The following is a 16826-nucleotide window of genomic DNA, read 5'->3' on the forward strand; positions in this document are numbered from 1 at the left end:
AGGCGCCGGTTTTTTGTCGATCCGTCATGGCGGAACCTCCGAGAGGAATCCGAAACGGACATCCCTACTGCTTCACGCAGTCCACAAAATAAGCCTTCTGTCCGTCCACCTCATCTTCCACCAGACCGTGGATGTCGGTTTCAAATCCCGGGAACAGCTTGTTGAACTCGCGTGCGAACTTCAGGTACTGGACGATGGTCCGGTTGAAGCGCTCGCCCGGAATCAGCAGCGGAATGCCCGGTGGGTACGGCGTCAGCAGGATGGCGGTGACGCGGCCTTCCAGTTCGTCCACGGGCACGCGCTCGATCTCGCGATGGGCCATCATCGCCCAGGCGTCGGACGGCTTCATGGCCGGCTCCATGTCCGACAGGTACATCTCCGTCGTCACGCGCGCCACATCGTTGGCCTTGTAGACGCTGTGGATCGCGTCGCACAGGTCCCGCAGGCCCATGCGCTCGTACTGCGGGTACTTGCCGACGAACTCCGGCAGCACGCGCCACAGCGGCTGGTTCTGGTCGTAATCGTCCTTGAATTGTTGCAATTCAGTGACGAGCGAGTTCCAGCGGCCCTTGGTGATGCCGATGGTGAACATGATGAAGAACGAGTACAGGCCCGTCTTCTCGATGATGATGCCGTGCTCGGCCAGGTACTTGGTGACGATGGCCGCCGGGATGCCGCGCTCGCTGAACTCGCCGTCCACGTCGAGGCCCGGGGTGATCAGCGTGGCCTTGATCGGGTCGAGCAGGTTGAAGCCGTCGGCCAGGTCGCCAAAGCCGTGCCAGCGCTCGTTGGCCTGCAGTATCCAGGCCTCGCGGTCGCCGATGCCGTCTTCGATCAGCGCGTCCGGGCCCCAGACCTTGAACCACCAGTCGCCGTTGTTGCCGGCCTCGTAGTCGCCCTCCACCTTGCGCATGGCGCGGCGGAAGTCCATCGCTTCCTGGATGCTTTCCTCGACCAGCGCGGTGCCGCCCGGGGCTTCCATCATCGCCGCCGCCACATCGCACGAGGCGATGATCGAGTACTGCGGGCTCGTCGAGGTATGCATCAGGTAGGCCTCGTTGAACCGGTAGCGGTCCAGCTTGCGGGTCTCCGAGTCCTGCACCAGGATCTGGGACGCCTGCGACAGCCCGGCCAGCAGCTTGTGCGTGGACTGCGTGGCGAACACCAGCGCGTCCTTGCTGCGCGGCCGGTCACGGCCGATGGCGTGCATGTTGCGGTAGAAGTCGTGGAAGGCGGCGTGCGGCAGCCAGGCTTCGTCGAAGTGCAGCGTGTCGATCTCGCTCGCCAGCATCTCCTTGATCTGCTCGGCGTTGTACAGCACGCCGTCGTAGGTGCCCTGGGTGATCGTCAGGATGCGCGGCTTCTGGTTCTTGGCCTTGCTGGCGAACGGATGGTTGGCGATCTTGCGGCGGATCGTCTCCGGGTCGAATTCGCTCTTCGGGATCGGGCCGATGATGCCGTAGTGGTTGCGCGTCGGCATCAGGAACACCGGAATCGCGCCGGTCATCATGATCGCGTGCAGGATCGACTTGTGGCAGTTGCGGTCCACCACCACGATGTCCCCCGGGGCCACGTTGGCGTGCCAGACCATCTTGTTCGAGGTCGACGTGCCGTTGGTCACGAAGTACATGTGGTCCGAGTTGAAGATCCGCGCGGCGTTGCGCTCGGATGCCGCCACCGGGCCGGTGTGGTCCAGCAGCTGGCCCAGCTCGTCCACGGCGTTGCAGACGTCGGCGCGCAGCATGTTCTCGCCGAAGAACTGGTGGAATACCTGCCCCACCGGGCTCTTCAGGAACGCCACGCCGCCAGAGTGGCCCGGGCAGTGCCACGAGTACGAGCTGTCCTGCGCGTAGGCGATCAGGGCCTTGAAGAACGGCGGCGCCAGGGTGTCAAGGTAGACGCGGGCTTCGCGGATGATGTGACGCGCCACGAACTCGGGCGTGTCCTCGAACATGTGGATGAAGCCGTGCAGCTCGCGCAGGATATCGTTGGGGATATGGCGCGAGGTGCGCGTCTCGCCGTACAGGAAGATCGGCAGGTCCGAATTGCGGCGGCGCACTTCGTTCACGAAGGCGCGCAGCTTCTCGATGGCGGCGGCTTCGGGCTGGTCATCGGCGCGCACGAACTCGTCGTCGTCGATCGAGACAATGAACGACGATGCCCGGCTGGACTGCTGGGCGAACGAGGTCAGGTCGCCGTAGCTGGTCAAGCCCATCACTTCCATGCCTTCGCGCTCGATGGCCTCTGCCAGCGCGCGGATGCCCGAGCCGGAAATGTTCTCGGAGCGGAAGTCTTCGTCGATGATGATGACGGGGAAGCGGAATTTCATCGGTCGATCCTTGATGAGAAGGCTTTGGAAAGACTTGAGCCACATGGCCGCCGGAAGGCTCCCCCGGGCGGCGTCATGTGGCTCTTTCGTCAGAATTGGGCGGCCGTCGGTCCGGACGCCGGCATTGTAATGCGGTCAGGTCTTCGGCAGTGTGACACCGTGCTGGCCCTGATACTTGCCGCCGCGGTCGGCGTACGAGGTCTCGCAGATTTCGTCGCTCTCGAAGAACAACACCTGGGCGCAGCCCTCGCCGGCGTAGATCTTGGCGGGCAGCGGGGTGGTGTTCGAGAACTCCAGCGTCACGTAGCCTTCCCACTCGGGCTCGAACGGGGTCACGTTGACGATGATGCCGCAGCGCGCGTACGTGCTCTTGCCCAGGCAGATGGTCAGCACGCTGCGCGGAATGCGGAAGTACTCCATCGTGCGGGCCAGCGCGAACGAGTTCGGCGGGATGATGCAGACATCGCCCTTGAAGTCCACGAAGGACTTCTCGTCGAAGTTCTTCGGGTCGACGATGGTGCTGTTGATATTGGTGAAGATCTTGAACTCGTCCGCGCAGCGGATATCGTAGCCGTAGCTCGAAGTGCCGTAGGAGACGATCTTGCGGCCGTCCTCCTCCCGTACCTGGCCGGGCGCGAACGGCTCGATCATGGCGTGCTGTTCCGCCATGCGGCGGATCCACTTGTCGGATTTGATGCTCATATTGGCTGGCGGAATGGACGATGGGCGGCGCCCGGCCGAGCCGGTGCCGCTGGAATGGGGCGCATTGTACAACCAATCCGCCTGCGAACCGCCTCCGGCGGCCCCCCCGGCGTGCCTTCAGGCCGGCGCGGCCGCCTCGGGCTGGCTGTGGCGGAACCGCTCCCGCCCGGTATACAACAGGAAATGCTTGCCGGTGCAGCGCGCGAACAGGCTCAGGTTGACCCGCTGGGCCATCTGGTAGCCCATCTGGGTCACCCCGGAGCGCGACAGCAGGAACGGAATGCCCATCTGCGCGCCCTTGATCACCATCTCGGAGGTCAGCCGGCCCGTGGTGTAGAAAACCTTGTCCTCGCCGGTCATGTCTTCCAGCCACATCCGGCCGGCGATGGCGTCCACGGCGTTGTGCCGGCCCACATCCTCCACGAACATCAGCAGCTCGCTGCCCCGGAACAGCGCGCAGCCGTGCACCGAGCCGGCCTGCTTGTAGACCGACTGCTGCAGGCGGATGGTGTCGATGATTGCGTAGAGGGTTTCCTGGGTCAGCGTGGCATCCCCGGGCAGGCGGATGTTGTCGACCTCGTCCAGCAGCGAGCCGAACACCGTGCCCTGCCCGCATCCCGTGGTCACCACGCGGCGCGCGGTGCGTTCCTCGATGCGGTCCACGCCGGTGCGGGTGGTCACGGCAGCCGATTCGGTCTCCCAGTCCACCTGGATCGCGGCGATGTCCTCGATGTCGTCCACCAGCCGCTGGTTGCGCAGGTAGCCCAGCACCAGGTGCTCGGGCGCGCCGCCCAGCGTCATCAGGGTCACCAGCTCGCGCTTGTCGAGGTAGACCGTCAGCGGCCGCTCGCCCGGCAGCCAGGCCGGGCGCACGCGGCCCTGTTCGTCAACGACCTCCACCTCCTCGATCAGCGGGACGGCGGCATGGGTCAACTCGGGGCGCAGGGGCATGGGGGCGGGGGCGGGAAGGTGCCGGCCCGTGGCGGGGGCGCCATCGGGCCGGTTTCAGGGGCGTTTTGTTACTGCGGAACTACGGTTTATAGCCAAAAACTATCGACACTCAGGATGCGGCGACCACGCCACACGCGATCCGGCCGCCAGCGTTGCCGGTCGGCTGGGTGCGATAGTCGTCCGGGTCCTTGTGGACGATCACGGCCTTGCCGATCACGCTGTTCGGGCCCGGGCCGACGGTGACGTCCGGCATCAGGAACTGTACGCGCGCGTTGCCGCTGGCGTCGGCGGTCAGGTTGTTCATGTCGCCGGCATGGTGCTCGGGCATGGTCATCTGGCCGTGCGGTTTGCCGGCAGGGTTGAAATGGCCGCCGGCGCTCATCGCGTCAGGGGCCGAGCAATCGCCCTTCTCGTGGACATGGAAGCCATGCGAGGTGCCCGGAGGCAGGCCCGTGACCGCCACCACCACCATCACGCCGGCCGTCTGCTGGTCGAAGGTGACGCGGCCCGCGGTATTGGTGCCGCTCTTGGACTGCAACGGTGCCGCCGCCTTGGCGCCCACGGCGACCCGTGCCGCCGCCGGCGCGGCAGCCGGGGCCGCGCTGGCGCTGGCCGCATCGCTGCTGGTGCCCGAGGTTCCGCAACCCGCCATCACTGCCACGGCGGTGCCCACTGCCAAACCGCAAAGTACACGTTTCATGCCAAACCCTCCTCTAGAGTTGACTGCCGTGGCGATTGTAACGCCGCCCCGGTCGGGTGCATGGTGCGCTGCGGTAAACCCTCACACTTCGCCGGGACGCGGCCGCACGCGCGGCGTGTCGTCACGGGGCGTGGAGCGCTGGGCGGGAATCTTGCCGGACTGGATGTCGTCGTACCAGATCTCGTGGTGCTCCCGGGCCCAGGCCTCGTCCACGTAGCCATCGCGCATGGCGCGGTAGGCGCCCTCCATGCCGATCGTCCCCATATAGATATGGCCGCAGGCAAGCACGATCATCACCACGGCCGAGACCCCATGGATCACGTGGGCGATCTGCATCGTGGCGCGGTAGTAGTCCAGGCCCGGCACGATCATGTCGAGCACCCAGCCGGAGGCCGAGAGGACCAGCCCGAGCAGCACCATCCCGCCCCAGAACCACATCTTCTCGCCGGCGTTGAAGCGCGCGCTGGGCACGTGGGCGCCGGAGGCGAGCCCGCCGAGCTTGCGCACCCAGACCACGTCGCCACGGTTCGGCACGTTGTCACGCACGAACACCACGAAGGTGGCAATGATCGACAGCGTGAACACCGGCCCGGTCAGGTTGTGCAGGTTCTTGAGAATGTAGGTGAGCCAGCCGAACAGCGTGTGGCCCATGATCGGCAGCAGGAAGTGCTTGCCGAACAGGATCACGATGCCCGAGATCGCCAGGATCACGAACGAGATGGCCACGGCCCAGTGCACGAAGCGCTCGGTGGGCGTGAAGCGCTCGATCATGCGGCCCGTGCGCGGGGACTTGAGCGGGATGGTGCGGCGCCAGGCGAAGAAGGCCAGGATGGCCGCCGGCACCAGGATCAGGATCCAGCCGCCCCAGACCGTCAGCACGCCATTGCGGAACAGCCGCCATTTCTGGCCGGTGCGCTGGATCAGCACGCCGGCTTCCTTGGCGGGCAGGCTGCTGTAGTGATGCTGGTCCGAGTTGACCTCGCGCCAGACCGGCGCGTTGTTGCCCGGCTGGGTCACCGAGCGCTCCTGCTGCGAGCGGGCCTCGGCGGCCACGTCGCGCCGGGGCACGTTGAAGATGTTCTCGCTGGCCACGCCCGCGAACGGCTGCACCGGGTGCGTGGCGGGATTGTTGGCGTCCGCCTGGGCCTGCGTCGGGGCCTGCGCCTGCGCCGGAGGCTGCGCGGCAGGCGGCGAGGCCGGCGCCTGGGCCAGCGCCGCGCCCGCCACACCGGCGGCAAGGACCACCCCGGCCAGCAAGGTCTTGAGGGTCTGGATGACGGTCATGGCGCCTCCCCCGCTCATTGGATGCGGTTGTACTCGTTCTGGTACTGGTTGCGCTGATGGATCTGACGCTGCCAGCTGTCCTTGTCGCCCGCCGTCCAGCCCTTGGCCACGAACGGGTCGCCGGGGGCGCCCTGCCAGGCGATGGAATCCGACTTCTTGTGCGTGGCCGAGACGGTCTGCGGCTTCTCGCTGCACGCCGCCAGCAGCGCGACGGTGGCGAGCATCGATACGATCAACGCGGTGCGGGTCATGACGGCTGCCCTCCGCCGGCCGGGGCGCCGGGTGCGGTGCCCTGCGGGGTGCTGGGGGCCGCCGGAGTGCCGTTGGCAGGCGCCTGCGGCTTGCCATAGGCCGTGCCCCAGCCGAACACATCGCCGCCCGTGCCGCGCTTGATCACGCGGTTGCGCAGGATGTCGGCAATCACGTCGCCATCGCCGCCGAGCAGGGCCTTGGTCGAGCACATTTCCGCGCAGAGCGGCAGCTTGCCCTCGGCCAGCCGGTTGCGGCCGTACTTTTCGAATTCTTCCTCGCTGCCGTTCTTCTCCGGGCCGCCGGCGCAGAACGTGCACTTGTCCATCTTGCCGCGCACGCCGAAGGTGCCCTCGCTGGGGAACTGCGGGGCGCCGAACGGGCAGGCGTAGGAGCAGTAGCCGCAGCCGATGCAGACGTCCTTGTCGTGCAGCACCACGCCGTCGTCGGTGCGGTAGAAGCAATCCACCGGGCAGACGGCCATGCAGGGCGCGTCCGAGCAGTGCATGCAGGCCACCGAGATCGACTTCTCGGCGTTGAGAATGCCGTCGTTGATCGTCACCACGCGGCGCCGGTTGACGCCCCAGGGCACCTCGTGCTCGTTCTTGCAGGCAGTGACGCAGCTGTTGCATTCGATGCAGCGCTCGGCGTCACAGATGAATTTCATGCGTGCCATGTGTCTCTCCGCTTCTCAGGCTCAGGCAAACCGCTCGATCTGGCAAACGGTGGTCTTGGTTTCCTGCATCATCGTCACCGAGTCGTAGCCGTAGGTGGTGGCCGTGTTCACGGCCTCCCCCCGGACGATCGGGTACGCGCCATCGGGATAGAACTGCTTGAGATCCTTGCCTTCCCACCAGCCCGAGAAGTGGAACGGGATGAACGCCGTATCCACGCCCACGCGCTCCGTCACCAGCGCGCGCACCTTGAGGCGGGCACCGGTCGGCGTGCGCACCCAGCAGTAGTCGCCGTTGCGGATGCCCCGCGCGGACGCTGCCTGCGGGTTGATCTCGACGAAGTTCTCCTGCTGCAGCTCGGCCAGCCACGGGTTGGAGCGGGTTTCCTCGCCGCCACCCTCGTATTCCACCAGCCGGCCCGAAGTCAGGATGATCGGGAATTTCTCGTAGATCTTGTTCTCGATGTTGCGCTGCTGCACCGACTTGTACAGCGTGGGCAGGCGCCAGAAGGCCATCTTGTCGTCGTGGGTCGGGTACTTGGCGACCATGTCCGGCCGCGTGGAGTACAGCGGCTCACGGTGCTGCGGGATCGGGTCGGGGAAGTTCCAGACCACGGCGCGCGCCTTGGCGTTGCCGAACGGATGGCAACCGTGGTTCTTCATCACCACGCGCTGGATCCCGCCCGAGAGGTCGGTCTTCCAGTTCTTGCCCTCGGCGGCCTTCTTCTCGGCGTCGGTCAGGTCGTCCCACCAGCCCAGCTTCTTCAGCAGCACGTGGTCGAACTCGGGGTAGCCGGTGGTGATCTCCGCCCCGGCCGAGCAGGAGCCATCCTCGGCCAGCAGGTTCACCCCGTCGCGCTCCACGCCGAAGTTGGCGCGGAAGTTGCCGCCGCCGTCCATGACGTGCTTCGAGGTGTCATAAAGATTCGGCGATCCCGGGTGCTTGAGTTCGGGCGTGCCGTAGCACGGCCACGGCAGGCCGAAGTAGTCGCCGGTCAGGTCGTAGCCGGTGACCGGGTCCTTGCCGCCCTTGCAGCGCAGCGTCTTCACGTCGAACATCTGCATGTTGCGCATATGCGACTTGAGCCGCTCCGGCGACTGGCCCGTGTAGCCGATGGTCCAGTTGCTGGCGTTGATCTCGCGCAAGATCGATTCGGTCTCGGGCTCCTGCCAGGTACGGCCGGCGCGCTTGACCTCGATCATCTTGTAGTTCTTCGACAGCTCCTTGCCAAAGCCGAGCTTCTCGGCGAAGGCCTGCATGATGGTGTGGTCGGGCATCGACTCGAACAGCGGCTCGATGACCTTCTCGCGCCATTGCAGCGAGCGGTTCGAGGCCGTGCACGACCCCGAGGTCTCGAACTGGGTGGCCGCCGGCAGCAGGTAGACGGCGCGGTTCGGATTGATCTTGTCGCCGTCGGTCGGCGTCATGTTCGCCATGGCGGCCGTGGCGGAGGGGTACGGGTCCACCACCACCAGCAGGTCGAGCTTGTCCAGCGCGCGCTTCATCTCCAGGCCGCGCGTCTGCGAGTTCGGGGCGTGGCCCCAGAAGAACACGCCACGGACGTTGTTGTCCTGGTCGATCAGGTCGCGCTTCTCGGTCACGATGTCGATCCAGCGGGATACCGTGGTGCCGGACTTTTCCATCAGCGTCTGCGAGACGAACTGCTTCTTGATCCATTCGTAATCCACGCCCCACACCGCCGCGTAGTGCTTCCACGCGCCGGTGGCCAGGCCGTAGTAGCCCGGCAGGGAGTCGGGGTTCGGGCCCACGTCGGTGGCACCCTGCACGTTGTCATGGCCACGGAAGATGTTGGCGCCGCCGCCCGACACGCCGATATTGCCCAGCGCCAGCTGCACGATGCAGGAGGCGCGCACGATCGCATTGCCGATGGTGTGCTGGGTCTGGCCCATGCACCAGACCAGCGTGGACGGGCGATTCTTCGCCATGGTCTCGGCCACCAGCTTCACCTGGGCCTCGGGCACGCCGCAGACTTCCTCGACCTTGTCCGGGGTCCACTTGGCCAGGACCTCGGCCTTGACCTTGTCCATGCCGTAGACGCGGTCGTTCAGGTACTTGGGGTCTTCCCAGCCGTTCTGGAAGATGTGATACAGCACGCCGAACAGGAAGGCGATGTCGGTGCCCGAACGGATGCGCACGTAGTGATGCGCCTTGGCCGCCGTGCGGGTGTAGCGCGGGTCCACCACGATCACCTTGCAGCCGTTCTCCTTGGCGTGCAGCAGGTGCAGCATCGACACCGGGTGCGCCTCCGCGGCGTTGGAGCCGATATACAGCGCCGCGCGGGCGTTCTGCATATCGTTGTACGAGTTCGTCATCGCCCCGTAACCCCAGGTGTTCGCCACGCCGGCCACGGTGGTGGAGTGGCAGATGCGCGCCTGGTGGTCGGTATTGTTGGTGCCGAAGAACGACACCCACTTGCGCAGCAGGTACGACTGCTCGTTGCTGTGCTTGGAAGAGCCGACGAAGAACATCGAATCGGGGCCGGTCTCCTGGCGGATGGCCTTCATCTTCGCCGTGATCTCGTCCAGCGCCTGGTCCCAGCTGATCTTCTGGTACTTGCCGTTGACCAGCTTCATCGGGTACTTGAGCCGGTACTCGCCATGGCCGTGCTCGCGCAGCGCGGCACCCTTGGCGCAGTGCGCGCCCATGTTGATCGGGGAGTCGAAGACCGGTTCCTGGCGTATCCAGATGCCGTTCTGCACCACGGCATCCACCGCGCAGCCCACCGAGCAGTGGCCGCACACGGTGCGCCGTACCACGATCTCGCCCTTGCCGGCCCCGGCGCCGGTCTTGCCGTCGTCGGCATCGGCCTTGCGGATCAGCGTCAGTTGCGTGGCGGCCAGCCCGGCACCCACGCCGATGCCCGACCGCTTGAGAAAGCTGCGCCGATCCATCGTCGGCATCGCCCCGGCCAGCCCTGCGGCCAGGCGGGACGCCAGGCGCCCGTTGCCATTGCCATTGCCATGACTATTGCCATGACTGGAAGGATGGGCCTGCGGAGCAGTTGGGTCGGCGAGCCGGTTCGCAACCCGGTCGGTCTGGCCTTGGTCCGCGCGCTTGCGGGTCAGGATCATGTCTTGCCTCGGCGAAAGAGGGGGGACGAGAGACAAGGCGCGCCAGCCGGCACGCCGTGCGGGCGCCCAGGTCTAGATCAGCGTGGTGCGGTAGTACTTGCGGATATGGGCGGAGACCCGGTAGCCCTGGCTGTCGGGCGCGGGATCGGCCGCATCGGCGGTGGTGGGCGGCGCGAGGGCATCGGCCAGCGCCGATTGCCCGCGCGTGGCCACAGCGGCGGCACCGGCAGCGGCAACCACGCCAGCCCCGGCCAGGAAGGTCCGGCGTGCGACCCGGGATTGCTTGTCTTTCATGGGGGCTCCTGTCGGCTTTGCGTGACCGATGGATGATCTATTTATGCCTTGTCTTGCATATTCTAGATTGAAGCGAAATGAAAGACCACACTGTCAATCGGAAAATCCTCAAACTGCGGATAAACCCGGTGCTTGCGTTGGCCTTTCACACGGCTTTCACACAATCGCCCTGCCTCAATGCATCTCCAGCGCCACCGCCTCCACGCCGGTGAACGCGCGCAGCAGTTCTGCCGCACTGCGGTAGAACTGCGCCTGCGGGTGCTCGCCCAGCGCGTCGCAGAGTCGCTCCATCCACGGCTGCATATGGCGGGCAAAGAAGCGCTGCTGCTCGCCGGCGTTGCAGACCGCCACATCATCCCCCGCCACCAGGAAGCGCATGACCTCGCACAGTGTGGCGATGTGGTCCTCGGTCTCGCTGATGCCCTCGTGCCGCGCCAGCCCGTAGCGGGCCAGGTCGTCGCGCAGCGCCACCAGCGGGCGTTCGTTCAGGAAGCCGGCCAGGTAATAGGAGCCGTACAGGAAGACCTCCTGCTTGCCCACGCCGACGAACAGGCGCGCGTACTCGTCGGCGGCTTCCTCGGCGGTGGTCGTCGATGCTGCGTCGCACAATGCGTTCCAGGCCTGGCCCAGCACCGTGCGGGCGTCCTCGGCATTGGCGCGGTTGGCGGCGATATGGTGGAGCAGCGCGGCATCGGGCGGCTGGAAGAACAGCGTGGCCAGCAGGCCGTAGAGGTCCGCGCGGGCCATGTCCTCGGCGTCGGGCTCGCCGGGGGCCGGCGCGGGCGGGATCAGCTGAATCGGCTGGAAATCAGTCATGTCTTGATAGGTCTGGTCGGCCGCACCCTGCGGGGCGACTGGCGTTACTGGAGCGTGGCCCCGCGCGTCGCGCCGGTGTCTTTTTCGATCATGTCCACCACGCGGCAATCGGCACACATCTTCAGCCGGTCCGCGTTGGCGCCCGCGAAGGCCGGGTGGCCGGCCAGTCGCACCAGCATCGACTGCACCATCTGGGCGGTGCCGAACGGCTTGGCGCAGCGGATGCAATGGAACGGCTGCGTCTCGTTCAGCGTCACCGTGCGGCGGGCGCCCTCGCCCGTCAGCAGGCGCGGCACCAGCGCGATGGCGTCCTCCGGGCAGGTGGTCTCGCACAGCCCGCACTGCACGCAGTTGCGTTCGATAAAGGCCAGCACCGGGCGCTCGGCGTTGTCGCGCAGCGCGTTGGACGGACACGCGCCCACGCAGGCCATGCACAGCGTGCAGCGGCCCGTGTCCACGGTAATGGCGCCCAGCGGCGCGCCGGCGGGCAGCGGCACCACTTCGGCCGGCACCGGGGCATGGCGGGCGAGATGGTCGATGGCGAAGTCGAGCGTCTCGCGCTTGGCCAGCGCCGCGCGGAAGCTGGCCGGCGGCGGCGCGGTCACGCGCGACGGGGGACTGGCGAGCGCGGCGAGGCCGGCATCCAGCCCGCCCACGTCGCCCGCTTCCACGAGCGTCAGCCGCAACCCGCGATAGCCCAGCCCTTCGACAATGGCGCGCGCCACATCCATCTGTTCGACCAGTGCGGCGCGGTACTGCGGGGCCTCGTCGCCGGTCAGCAACACGGCCACGCCGCCCGCGCCCCAGCTCAGCGCCGCCAGCCAGAGTTCGATGCCGGTGGCAGCCGGGTGGAACAGCGGCACGGGAATCACGTTGGGCGGCACGCCGCGCGCCTGCCCGGCCCGGGCCGCGCGGCCCAGCGCCAGGATGGCCGGATTTCCATACTCCTCGCCATGCAGTAGCAGCACGGCATCACGGCCGCCGGCGGCGTTGTAAGTCGAGACCAGCGTGCGCAGCCGCTCGCCAAGCGCCTCGGGGCCGGGATAGGCGTAGCTGATGGCGCCAGTCGGGCAGACCGTGGTGCAGGCGCCGCAGCCCATGCAGAGATTGGGCGTGACCTCGATGGAACCCTTGCCATCGCGCCACCGCGAGCCAATCGCCTGCGTCGAGCAAATGTCGATACATGCGGTGCAGCCGGTGGTCTGGTTACGGCCGTGGGCGCACAGGCTTTCCTTGTAGCGGAAGAACTTGGGCTTCTCGAACTCACCCACCAGTTGTTGCAGTTGCAGCGCGTGGGCATGCTGGCGCGCCACGTCGGCGCCCGCGTGCAGGTAGCCCTGCGGGGGCTGGTGCATGGCGAAGGCCGGGGCGTCGTTGAGGTCGAACACTAGGTCGAAGCGCGCCTCGGTAGTGGCGGCAGGCCGGTCGAAGTCGATCGCCGCCGCCGCGCCGCAGGCCTTCACGCAGTCGCGATGGTCGCGGCAGCGGTCCAGGTCGATCTGGTAGCTGAAGTCGATCGCCCCTTCCGGGCAGGCATCGACGCAGGCGTTGCAGCGCGTGCAGAGGTCGAGGTCGATCGGGTTGCTCTGGCCGGCGCCGGTCCGCCAGCTGGCCGTGAAGTTGCCGAGCCAGCCGGTCAGGCCGGCCAGCGTGCCGCTGTGGACGGGCCACGCGCGGCTGGCGGGCGGCGTCACATCGCTGATCGATGCGCCGGTCAGCAGCACGGTGACTTCGAGGCCGGCCTCGGTGAGCCGGCCCGCCCAGGGCAGCGCCCGCGCGGCCGGGCCCAGTACCAGCACGGCGCCGTGCGAGCGGTAGTCCACCACCGCCACCGGGTCGGGCTCGGGGAGCGCGGCGGCAGCCAGCAGGGCGGCGATCTTGGCGTTGGCGGTGGCCGGGTCACGGCGCGCGCCCTGCGACCACCCGCCGGTCTCGCGGATATTGACGAAGCGCACCGGCGCGGTGACAACACCGCCCTCGCGCGCAGCGCCAGCCACCTCGGTGAACAACGGGCTTTCCTGGGTGCAGGCTACGATGACGTCTTCCGCGCCATCGAGCGCCCGGCGGAAATCGCCGATTTCACGCCGGCACAGCAGGCGGTGGACCTTCAGGGAACCAGAGGCATCGGACAGTGCCGCCCCGTCAAGCGGCATGGTGTCGTTGCAATTGCAGATCAGCGTCGGCATGGGGCAAGACTGCTTGCCGGCCCGGCGCCTCTTCGTGGTGGAGGATCGTCCGGTCGGCGGATTTGTAGGGGTGGCCCATTCTAGGCCCACACGCGGCGCAGGGCTACGCGCGTTTATCCGCAGGGAGGGGCGAGATGGCGATGTCGGCGGGGAGGTCGGCGGGGAGGTCGGCGGGGAGGTCGGGCGCGGATTGGGCTTGCGCGACCTCGGTTTCCGGGGATTCCTCGGCTTCCAGCGCCTTGGAATCGGCCGCCATCTCGCCCTCCCCCTCCGTTTCCTTTTTCTCTTTCGCTTCCCCTTCCTTTTCCTCTTCCTCGATCGGGTCGAACAACCCGAGCGTCTCCGACTGGGTCATGCGGCGCAGCACATCGAGCGGAATCGGGTCCGGCTTGCCGTAGTCGTCGATATAGGTGTCCAGCCCGTCCATCACATTGAAGTGCGGATCGGCGAACAGGGTCTTCAGCGCGGCGCGCTTGACCGTCTCGTCCACGCCACGCGCCACGAAGCGGGCGATGTTGTCGCCCGGCTGCAGCAGCGCCACGTCGGCCAGGGTGGGCAGCGGCGCGGCTTCCTGGGTGTCGGCAGGTGGCGCAGCGGGGGATTCCGCTAACGCCGCCGGGGTGGCTTCAGGCACCAGCGCCGGCTCGGCGGGCACCGGCTGGCCCTCGCGCACGGCGGTCTTGCGGCGCGACCAGCGCGAGAGGAAGGAGGAATCGGCGTCGCTCATGGCAGGGTCCGGGGCCGGTCAGTACCGCGCGCGGTCTTCCGGCGCCTTGAAGGACTCCGGACGGCGCCGTTTCTTGGGCTCGGGGCGATAGTTTTCCTGCGTGAACGCTTCGAGCCACTCGCGCTGCGCGGGTTCCAGCGGCACGTTCTCCACGCTTTCGCCGGCATCGAGCCAGCGCCCGGCCTCGTTGTAGGAGAGCGTCACCGTCACCGGCACCGCGCGGGTCTCGCCATCGGCATCGGGCTCCTCGGCCATGCGCCACAGCACGAACCAGCACGGCGTGGTCGAGGTCAGGTTCAGGTAGTAGCCCTCGCCCTCGTCGCGATACAGCGTCACGGGATGGCCCGGATAGAGCCAGCGCGCGCCGTGGCTGTCGGCATCGAGCCGCAGCGGCGCGGCGCCGTACTCGCCCAGGTCCGGCAGCACCGCGTCCAGCTCCCACTTCCAGGGCTGCCAACGGTTGGCCAGTGGCACCTTGCGCATCACCACGGCCATGGTGACCCCAGGCCGGCCAGCCGGCGGGGTCTCGGGCGAGACAGGCGATGCGGGAAGGGTTTCGTCCATGGCGGCGGCCGGCCTCAGGTGTTCTGCACCACGATGCTCGGGAACTTGTTCGTCATGTCACGCGCCTTATCAGCCACTTTGATGGCGACCTTGCGCGCCACTTCGCGGTAGATCCCGGCAATCGGACTATCCGGCTCGGCCACCACGGTGGGGCGGCCGGAATCGGCCTGTTCGCGGATCGACAGGTTCAGCGGCAGGCTGCCGAGCAGGTCCACGCCATACTCGCTGCTCATCTTGTCGCCGCCGCCTTCGCCGAAGATATGCTCGACGTGGCCGCAGTTCGGGCAGCAGTAGACCGCCATGTTCTCGACGATGCCGAGGATCGGAATGCCGACCTTCTCGAACATCTTGAGCCCCTTGCGGGCGTCCAGCAGCGCGATGTCCTGCGGCGTGGTCACGATCACGGCGCCGGTCACCGGCACCTTCTGCGACAGGGTCAGCTGGATGTCGCCGGTGCCCGGCGGCATGTCGACGATCAGGTAGTCCAGGTCGTGCCAGTTGGTCTGGCGCAGCAGTTGTTCCAGGGCGGACGTGACCATCGGGCCGCGCCACACCATCGGATTGTCCTGCTCGATCAGGAAGCCGATCGAGTTGGCCTGCAGGCCGTGGCCCTCCAGCGGCTCCATGGTCTGGCCGTCGGCCGACTCGGGGCGGCCGTCGATGCCCAGCATCATCGGCAGGCTCGGGCCGTAGATATCGGCATCGAGCATGCCCACGCGGGCGCCCTCGGCGGCCAGCGCCAGTGCCAGGTTCACGGCCGTGGTGGACTTGCCCACCCCGCCCTTGCCCGAGGCCACCGCAATCACGTTCTTCACGCCCGGCAGCAGCTTCACGCCGCGCTGCACCGCGTGGGCCACGATCTTCATGGTCACGGTCACGCTGACGTTGGTCACGCCGGGCAGGGTGCGCAGCGCGCCAATCACGAGCTTGCGGATCGGTTCGATCTGGCTCTTGCCCGGATAGCCCAGTTCCACTTCCACCGAGACATCGCCGCCGTCCACCCGCACGTTGCGGGCGGAGCGCGTGGACACCAGGTCGCGGGCCGTGTTGGGATCGATCACGGTGCGCAGGGCATCGGTTACCTGTTCAATGGTGAGGCTCAAGGCAGACTCCGCTTCTTTATATAGGTCGGTGGGGATTAGGCGCGTAATGTATCAAAGTATGAAGGAGCAGCCAGGGGCGCGATAGCGCCGGGCGAGATCCCCTCCATCGAGTGTGGAATTACAGACATTTACATCTCTGACACCTTTGCCCTTGTGCGGGTGCTGCCATGTCCCTATTGTAGTGCGCCAGTGCCCGGCCACCCGCCTGGGGCAACGCCGGCAAGGCGCCCGGCCCCGATCGTCCTGCTTGTTTTCAAACGCATGATGAAACTTGTGGGCGCTCGATGCGTCAATCCGGCGGATGCAGTTACCATGCGGTATGCCGTTGGCCGAACATTTGTGAAATATCCCAGCATGTCATCAGAAGGAGAAAGCATGAGATTCAAGCTCGTCACCGTCTCGCTCGCCGTTGCCGCAGCCCTGGCCGGTTGCGCCACGGAGCAGCAGACCCATACCGCGGTCGGCACTGGCGTGGGCGCGGCCGTGGGTGCCGGCCTGGGCAACCTGATCGGCGGCAACACCACTGGCACGCTCGTGGGCGCGGCGGTGGGCGGTGCCGTGGGCGGGGCCACCGGCTACAACTGGAATGCCATCCGCGGCAAGCTGAGCAAGGACACGGCGGGCACGGGCACCCAGATCACCGAGCAGCCGGACGGCTCGCTCAAGGTGAATATCCCGAGCCAGGTGACGTTCGATACGGACAGCGCGAGCATCAAGCCGTCGTTCCGCTCGGTGCTCGACCAGGTGTCGCAGACCCTGGGCCAGCACCAGGACGTGGTCGCCAACGTGGTGGGCCATACGGACAGCACCGGCAACCCGAACTACAACATGCAGCTCTCGCAGCGCCGCGCCCAGAGCGTGGCGTCGTACCTGGGTGACCGCGGCGTCGCCCGGAACCGCCTGAGCGCCGAGGGCCGGGGCCAGACGCAGCCCGTGGCGGACAACGCCACCGAGGCTGGCCGGGCCCAAAATCGACGAGTCGAAATTTTCTTGAAACCAATTCAGGGGTGAGCGGGTCATACCGTTCAGATACCGCTTGCCACCGTTGCTGGCTCGCGATGGGTGGCTGACCTCCCGGGCGGTATCTGATTTCTCCTCCTTTTCCGTTGTGGAAAGCTGCGCCGGTACCAACCGGCGCTTTTTTTTGGTCGAACG

At 67.0% G+C, this 16826-nt stretch carries 15 protein-coding genes; 1 reads left to right on the top strand and 14 read right to left on the bottom strand.

Translation table 11 applies throughout. From position 1 onward, the window contains the following. Positions 1 to 64: 64 nt before the first annotated feature. From BM115_RS03705 to apbC, 14 genes are all read right to left on the bottom strand, one after another. A complete protein-coding gene (locus BM115_RS03705) occupies positions 65 to 2329 on the bottom strand; it encodes an arginine/lysine/ornithine decarboxylase (protein ID WP_092290669.1) in 2265 nt (754 codons plus the stop codon). Between the two features lie 135 nt (positions 2330 to 2464). Continuing rightward, a complete protein-coding gene (gene dcd / locus BM115_RS03710) occupies positions 2465 to 3031 on the bottom strand; it encodes a dCTP deaminase (protein ID WP_092290905.1) in 567 nt (188 codons plus the stop codon). Positions 3032 to 3148: 117 nt separating this feature from the next. Then, complete coding sequence (locus BM115_RS03715; protein ID WP_092290671.1) at positions 3149 to 3982, bottom strand: formate dehydrogenase accessory sulfurtransferase FdhD; 834 nt, start codon at positions 3980 to 3982, stop codon at positions 3149 to 3151. Positions 3983 to 4091: 109 nt separating this feature from the next. Continuing rightward, on the bottom strand, positions 4092 to 4682 hold the full coding sequence (locus BM115_RS03720) for a superoxide dismutase family protein (RefSeq protein ID WP_092290673.1): 591 nt from the start codon (positions 4680 to 4682) through the stop codon (positions 4092 to 4094). 81 nt (positions 4683 to 4763) lie between these two features. Then, complete coding sequence (locus BM115_RS03725; RefSeq protein ID WP_092290675.1) at positions 4764 to 5966, bottom strand: formate dehydrogenase subunit gamma; 1203 nt, start codon at positions 5964 to 5966, stop codon at positions 4764 to 4766. A gap of 14 nt (positions 5967 to 5980) precedes the next feature. Next, positions 5981 to 6217 carry an EexN family lipoprotein gene (locus BM115_RS03730; RefSeq protein ID WP_092290677.1) on the bottom strand — a complete coding sequence of 79 codons (237 nt, stop codon included), beginning with the start codon at positions 6215 to 6217 and terminating at the stop codon, positions 5981 to 5983. Continuing rightward, a complete protein-coding gene (fdh3B, locus tag BM115_RS03735; RefSeq protein ID WP_092290679.1) occupies positions 6214 to 6891 on the bottom strand; it encodes a formate dehydrogenase FDH3 subunit beta in 678 nt (225 codons plus the stop codon). The genes BM115_RS03730 and fdh3B overlap by 4 nt, the downstream gene beginning before the upstream one ends. Before the next feature lie 21 nt (positions 6892 to 6912). Next, positions 6913 to 9981 carry a molybdopterin-dependent oxidoreductase gene (locus tag BM115_RS03740; protein ID WP_092290681.1) on the bottom strand — a complete coding sequence of 1023 codons (3069 nt, stop codon included), beginning with the start codon at positions 9979 to 9981 and terminating at the stop codon, positions 6913 to 6915. Positions 9982 to 10053: 72 nt separating this feature from the next. Further along, positions 10054 to 10275 (bottom strand): formate dehydrogenase, encoded by a 222-nt coding sequence (locus BM115_RS03745; protein WP_092290683.1) that lies wholly within the window; start codon positions 10273 to 10275, stop codon positions 10054 to 10056. A 174-nt stretch (positions 10276 to 10449) separates the two neighbouring features. Continuing rightward, positions 10450 to 11091, bottom strand: coding sequence for a TorD/DmsD family molecular chaperone (locus BM115_RS03750; RefSeq protein ID WP_092290685.1), 642 nt, complete (start codon positions 11089 to 11091; stop codon positions 10450 to 10452). A 44-nt stretch (positions 11092 to 11135) separates the two neighbouring features. Continuing rightward, the gene (locus BM115_RS03755) at positions 11136 to 13277 is read right to left on the bottom strand and encodes a 4Fe-4S binding protein (protein WP_092290687.1); all 2142 of its coding nucleotides are present in this window, start codon (positions 13275 to 13277) and stop codon (positions 11136 to 11138) included. A 103-nt stretch (positions 13278 to 13380) separates the two neighbouring features. Beyond that, complete coding sequence (locus tag BM115_RS03760; RefSeq protein WP_092290689.1) at positions 13381 to 14004, bottom strand: DUF3306 domain-containing protein; 624 nt, start codon at positions 14002 to 14004, stop codon at positions 13381 to 13383. An 18-nt stretch (positions 14005 to 14022) separates the two neighbouring features. Next, positions 14023 to 14568: a DUF3305 domain-containing protein gene (locus BM115_RS03765; protein WP_092290691.1), complete on the bottom strand. Its 546-nt coding sequence runs from the start codon at positions 14566 to 14568 to the stop codon at positions 14023 to 14025. A 14-nt stretch (positions 14569 to 14582) separates the two neighbouring features. After that, a complete protein-coding gene (gene apbC, locus BM115_RS03770) occupies positions 14583 to 15671 on the bottom strand; it encodes an iron-sulfur cluster carrier protein ApbC (RefSeq protein ID WP_092290693.1) in 1089 nt (362 codons plus the stop codon). Positions 15672 to 16046: 375 nt separating this feature from the next. Here apbC and BM115_RS03775 point away from each other — a divergent pair, with 375 nt between their 5' ends. After that, a complete protein-coding gene (locus BM115_RS03775; protein ID WP_092290695.1) occupies positions 16047 to 16682 on the top strand; it encodes a YiaD family glycine zipper/OmpA-like lipoprotein in 636 nt (211 codons plus the stop codon). Positions 16683 to 16826: the final 144 nt, after the last annotated feature.

Origin of the sequence: Cupriavidus sp. OV096, from assembly GCF_900115455.1 — a bacterium.
Taxonomy (GTDB): Bacteria; Pseudomonadota; Gammaproteobacteria; order Burkholderiales; family Burkholderiaceae; genus Cupriavidus.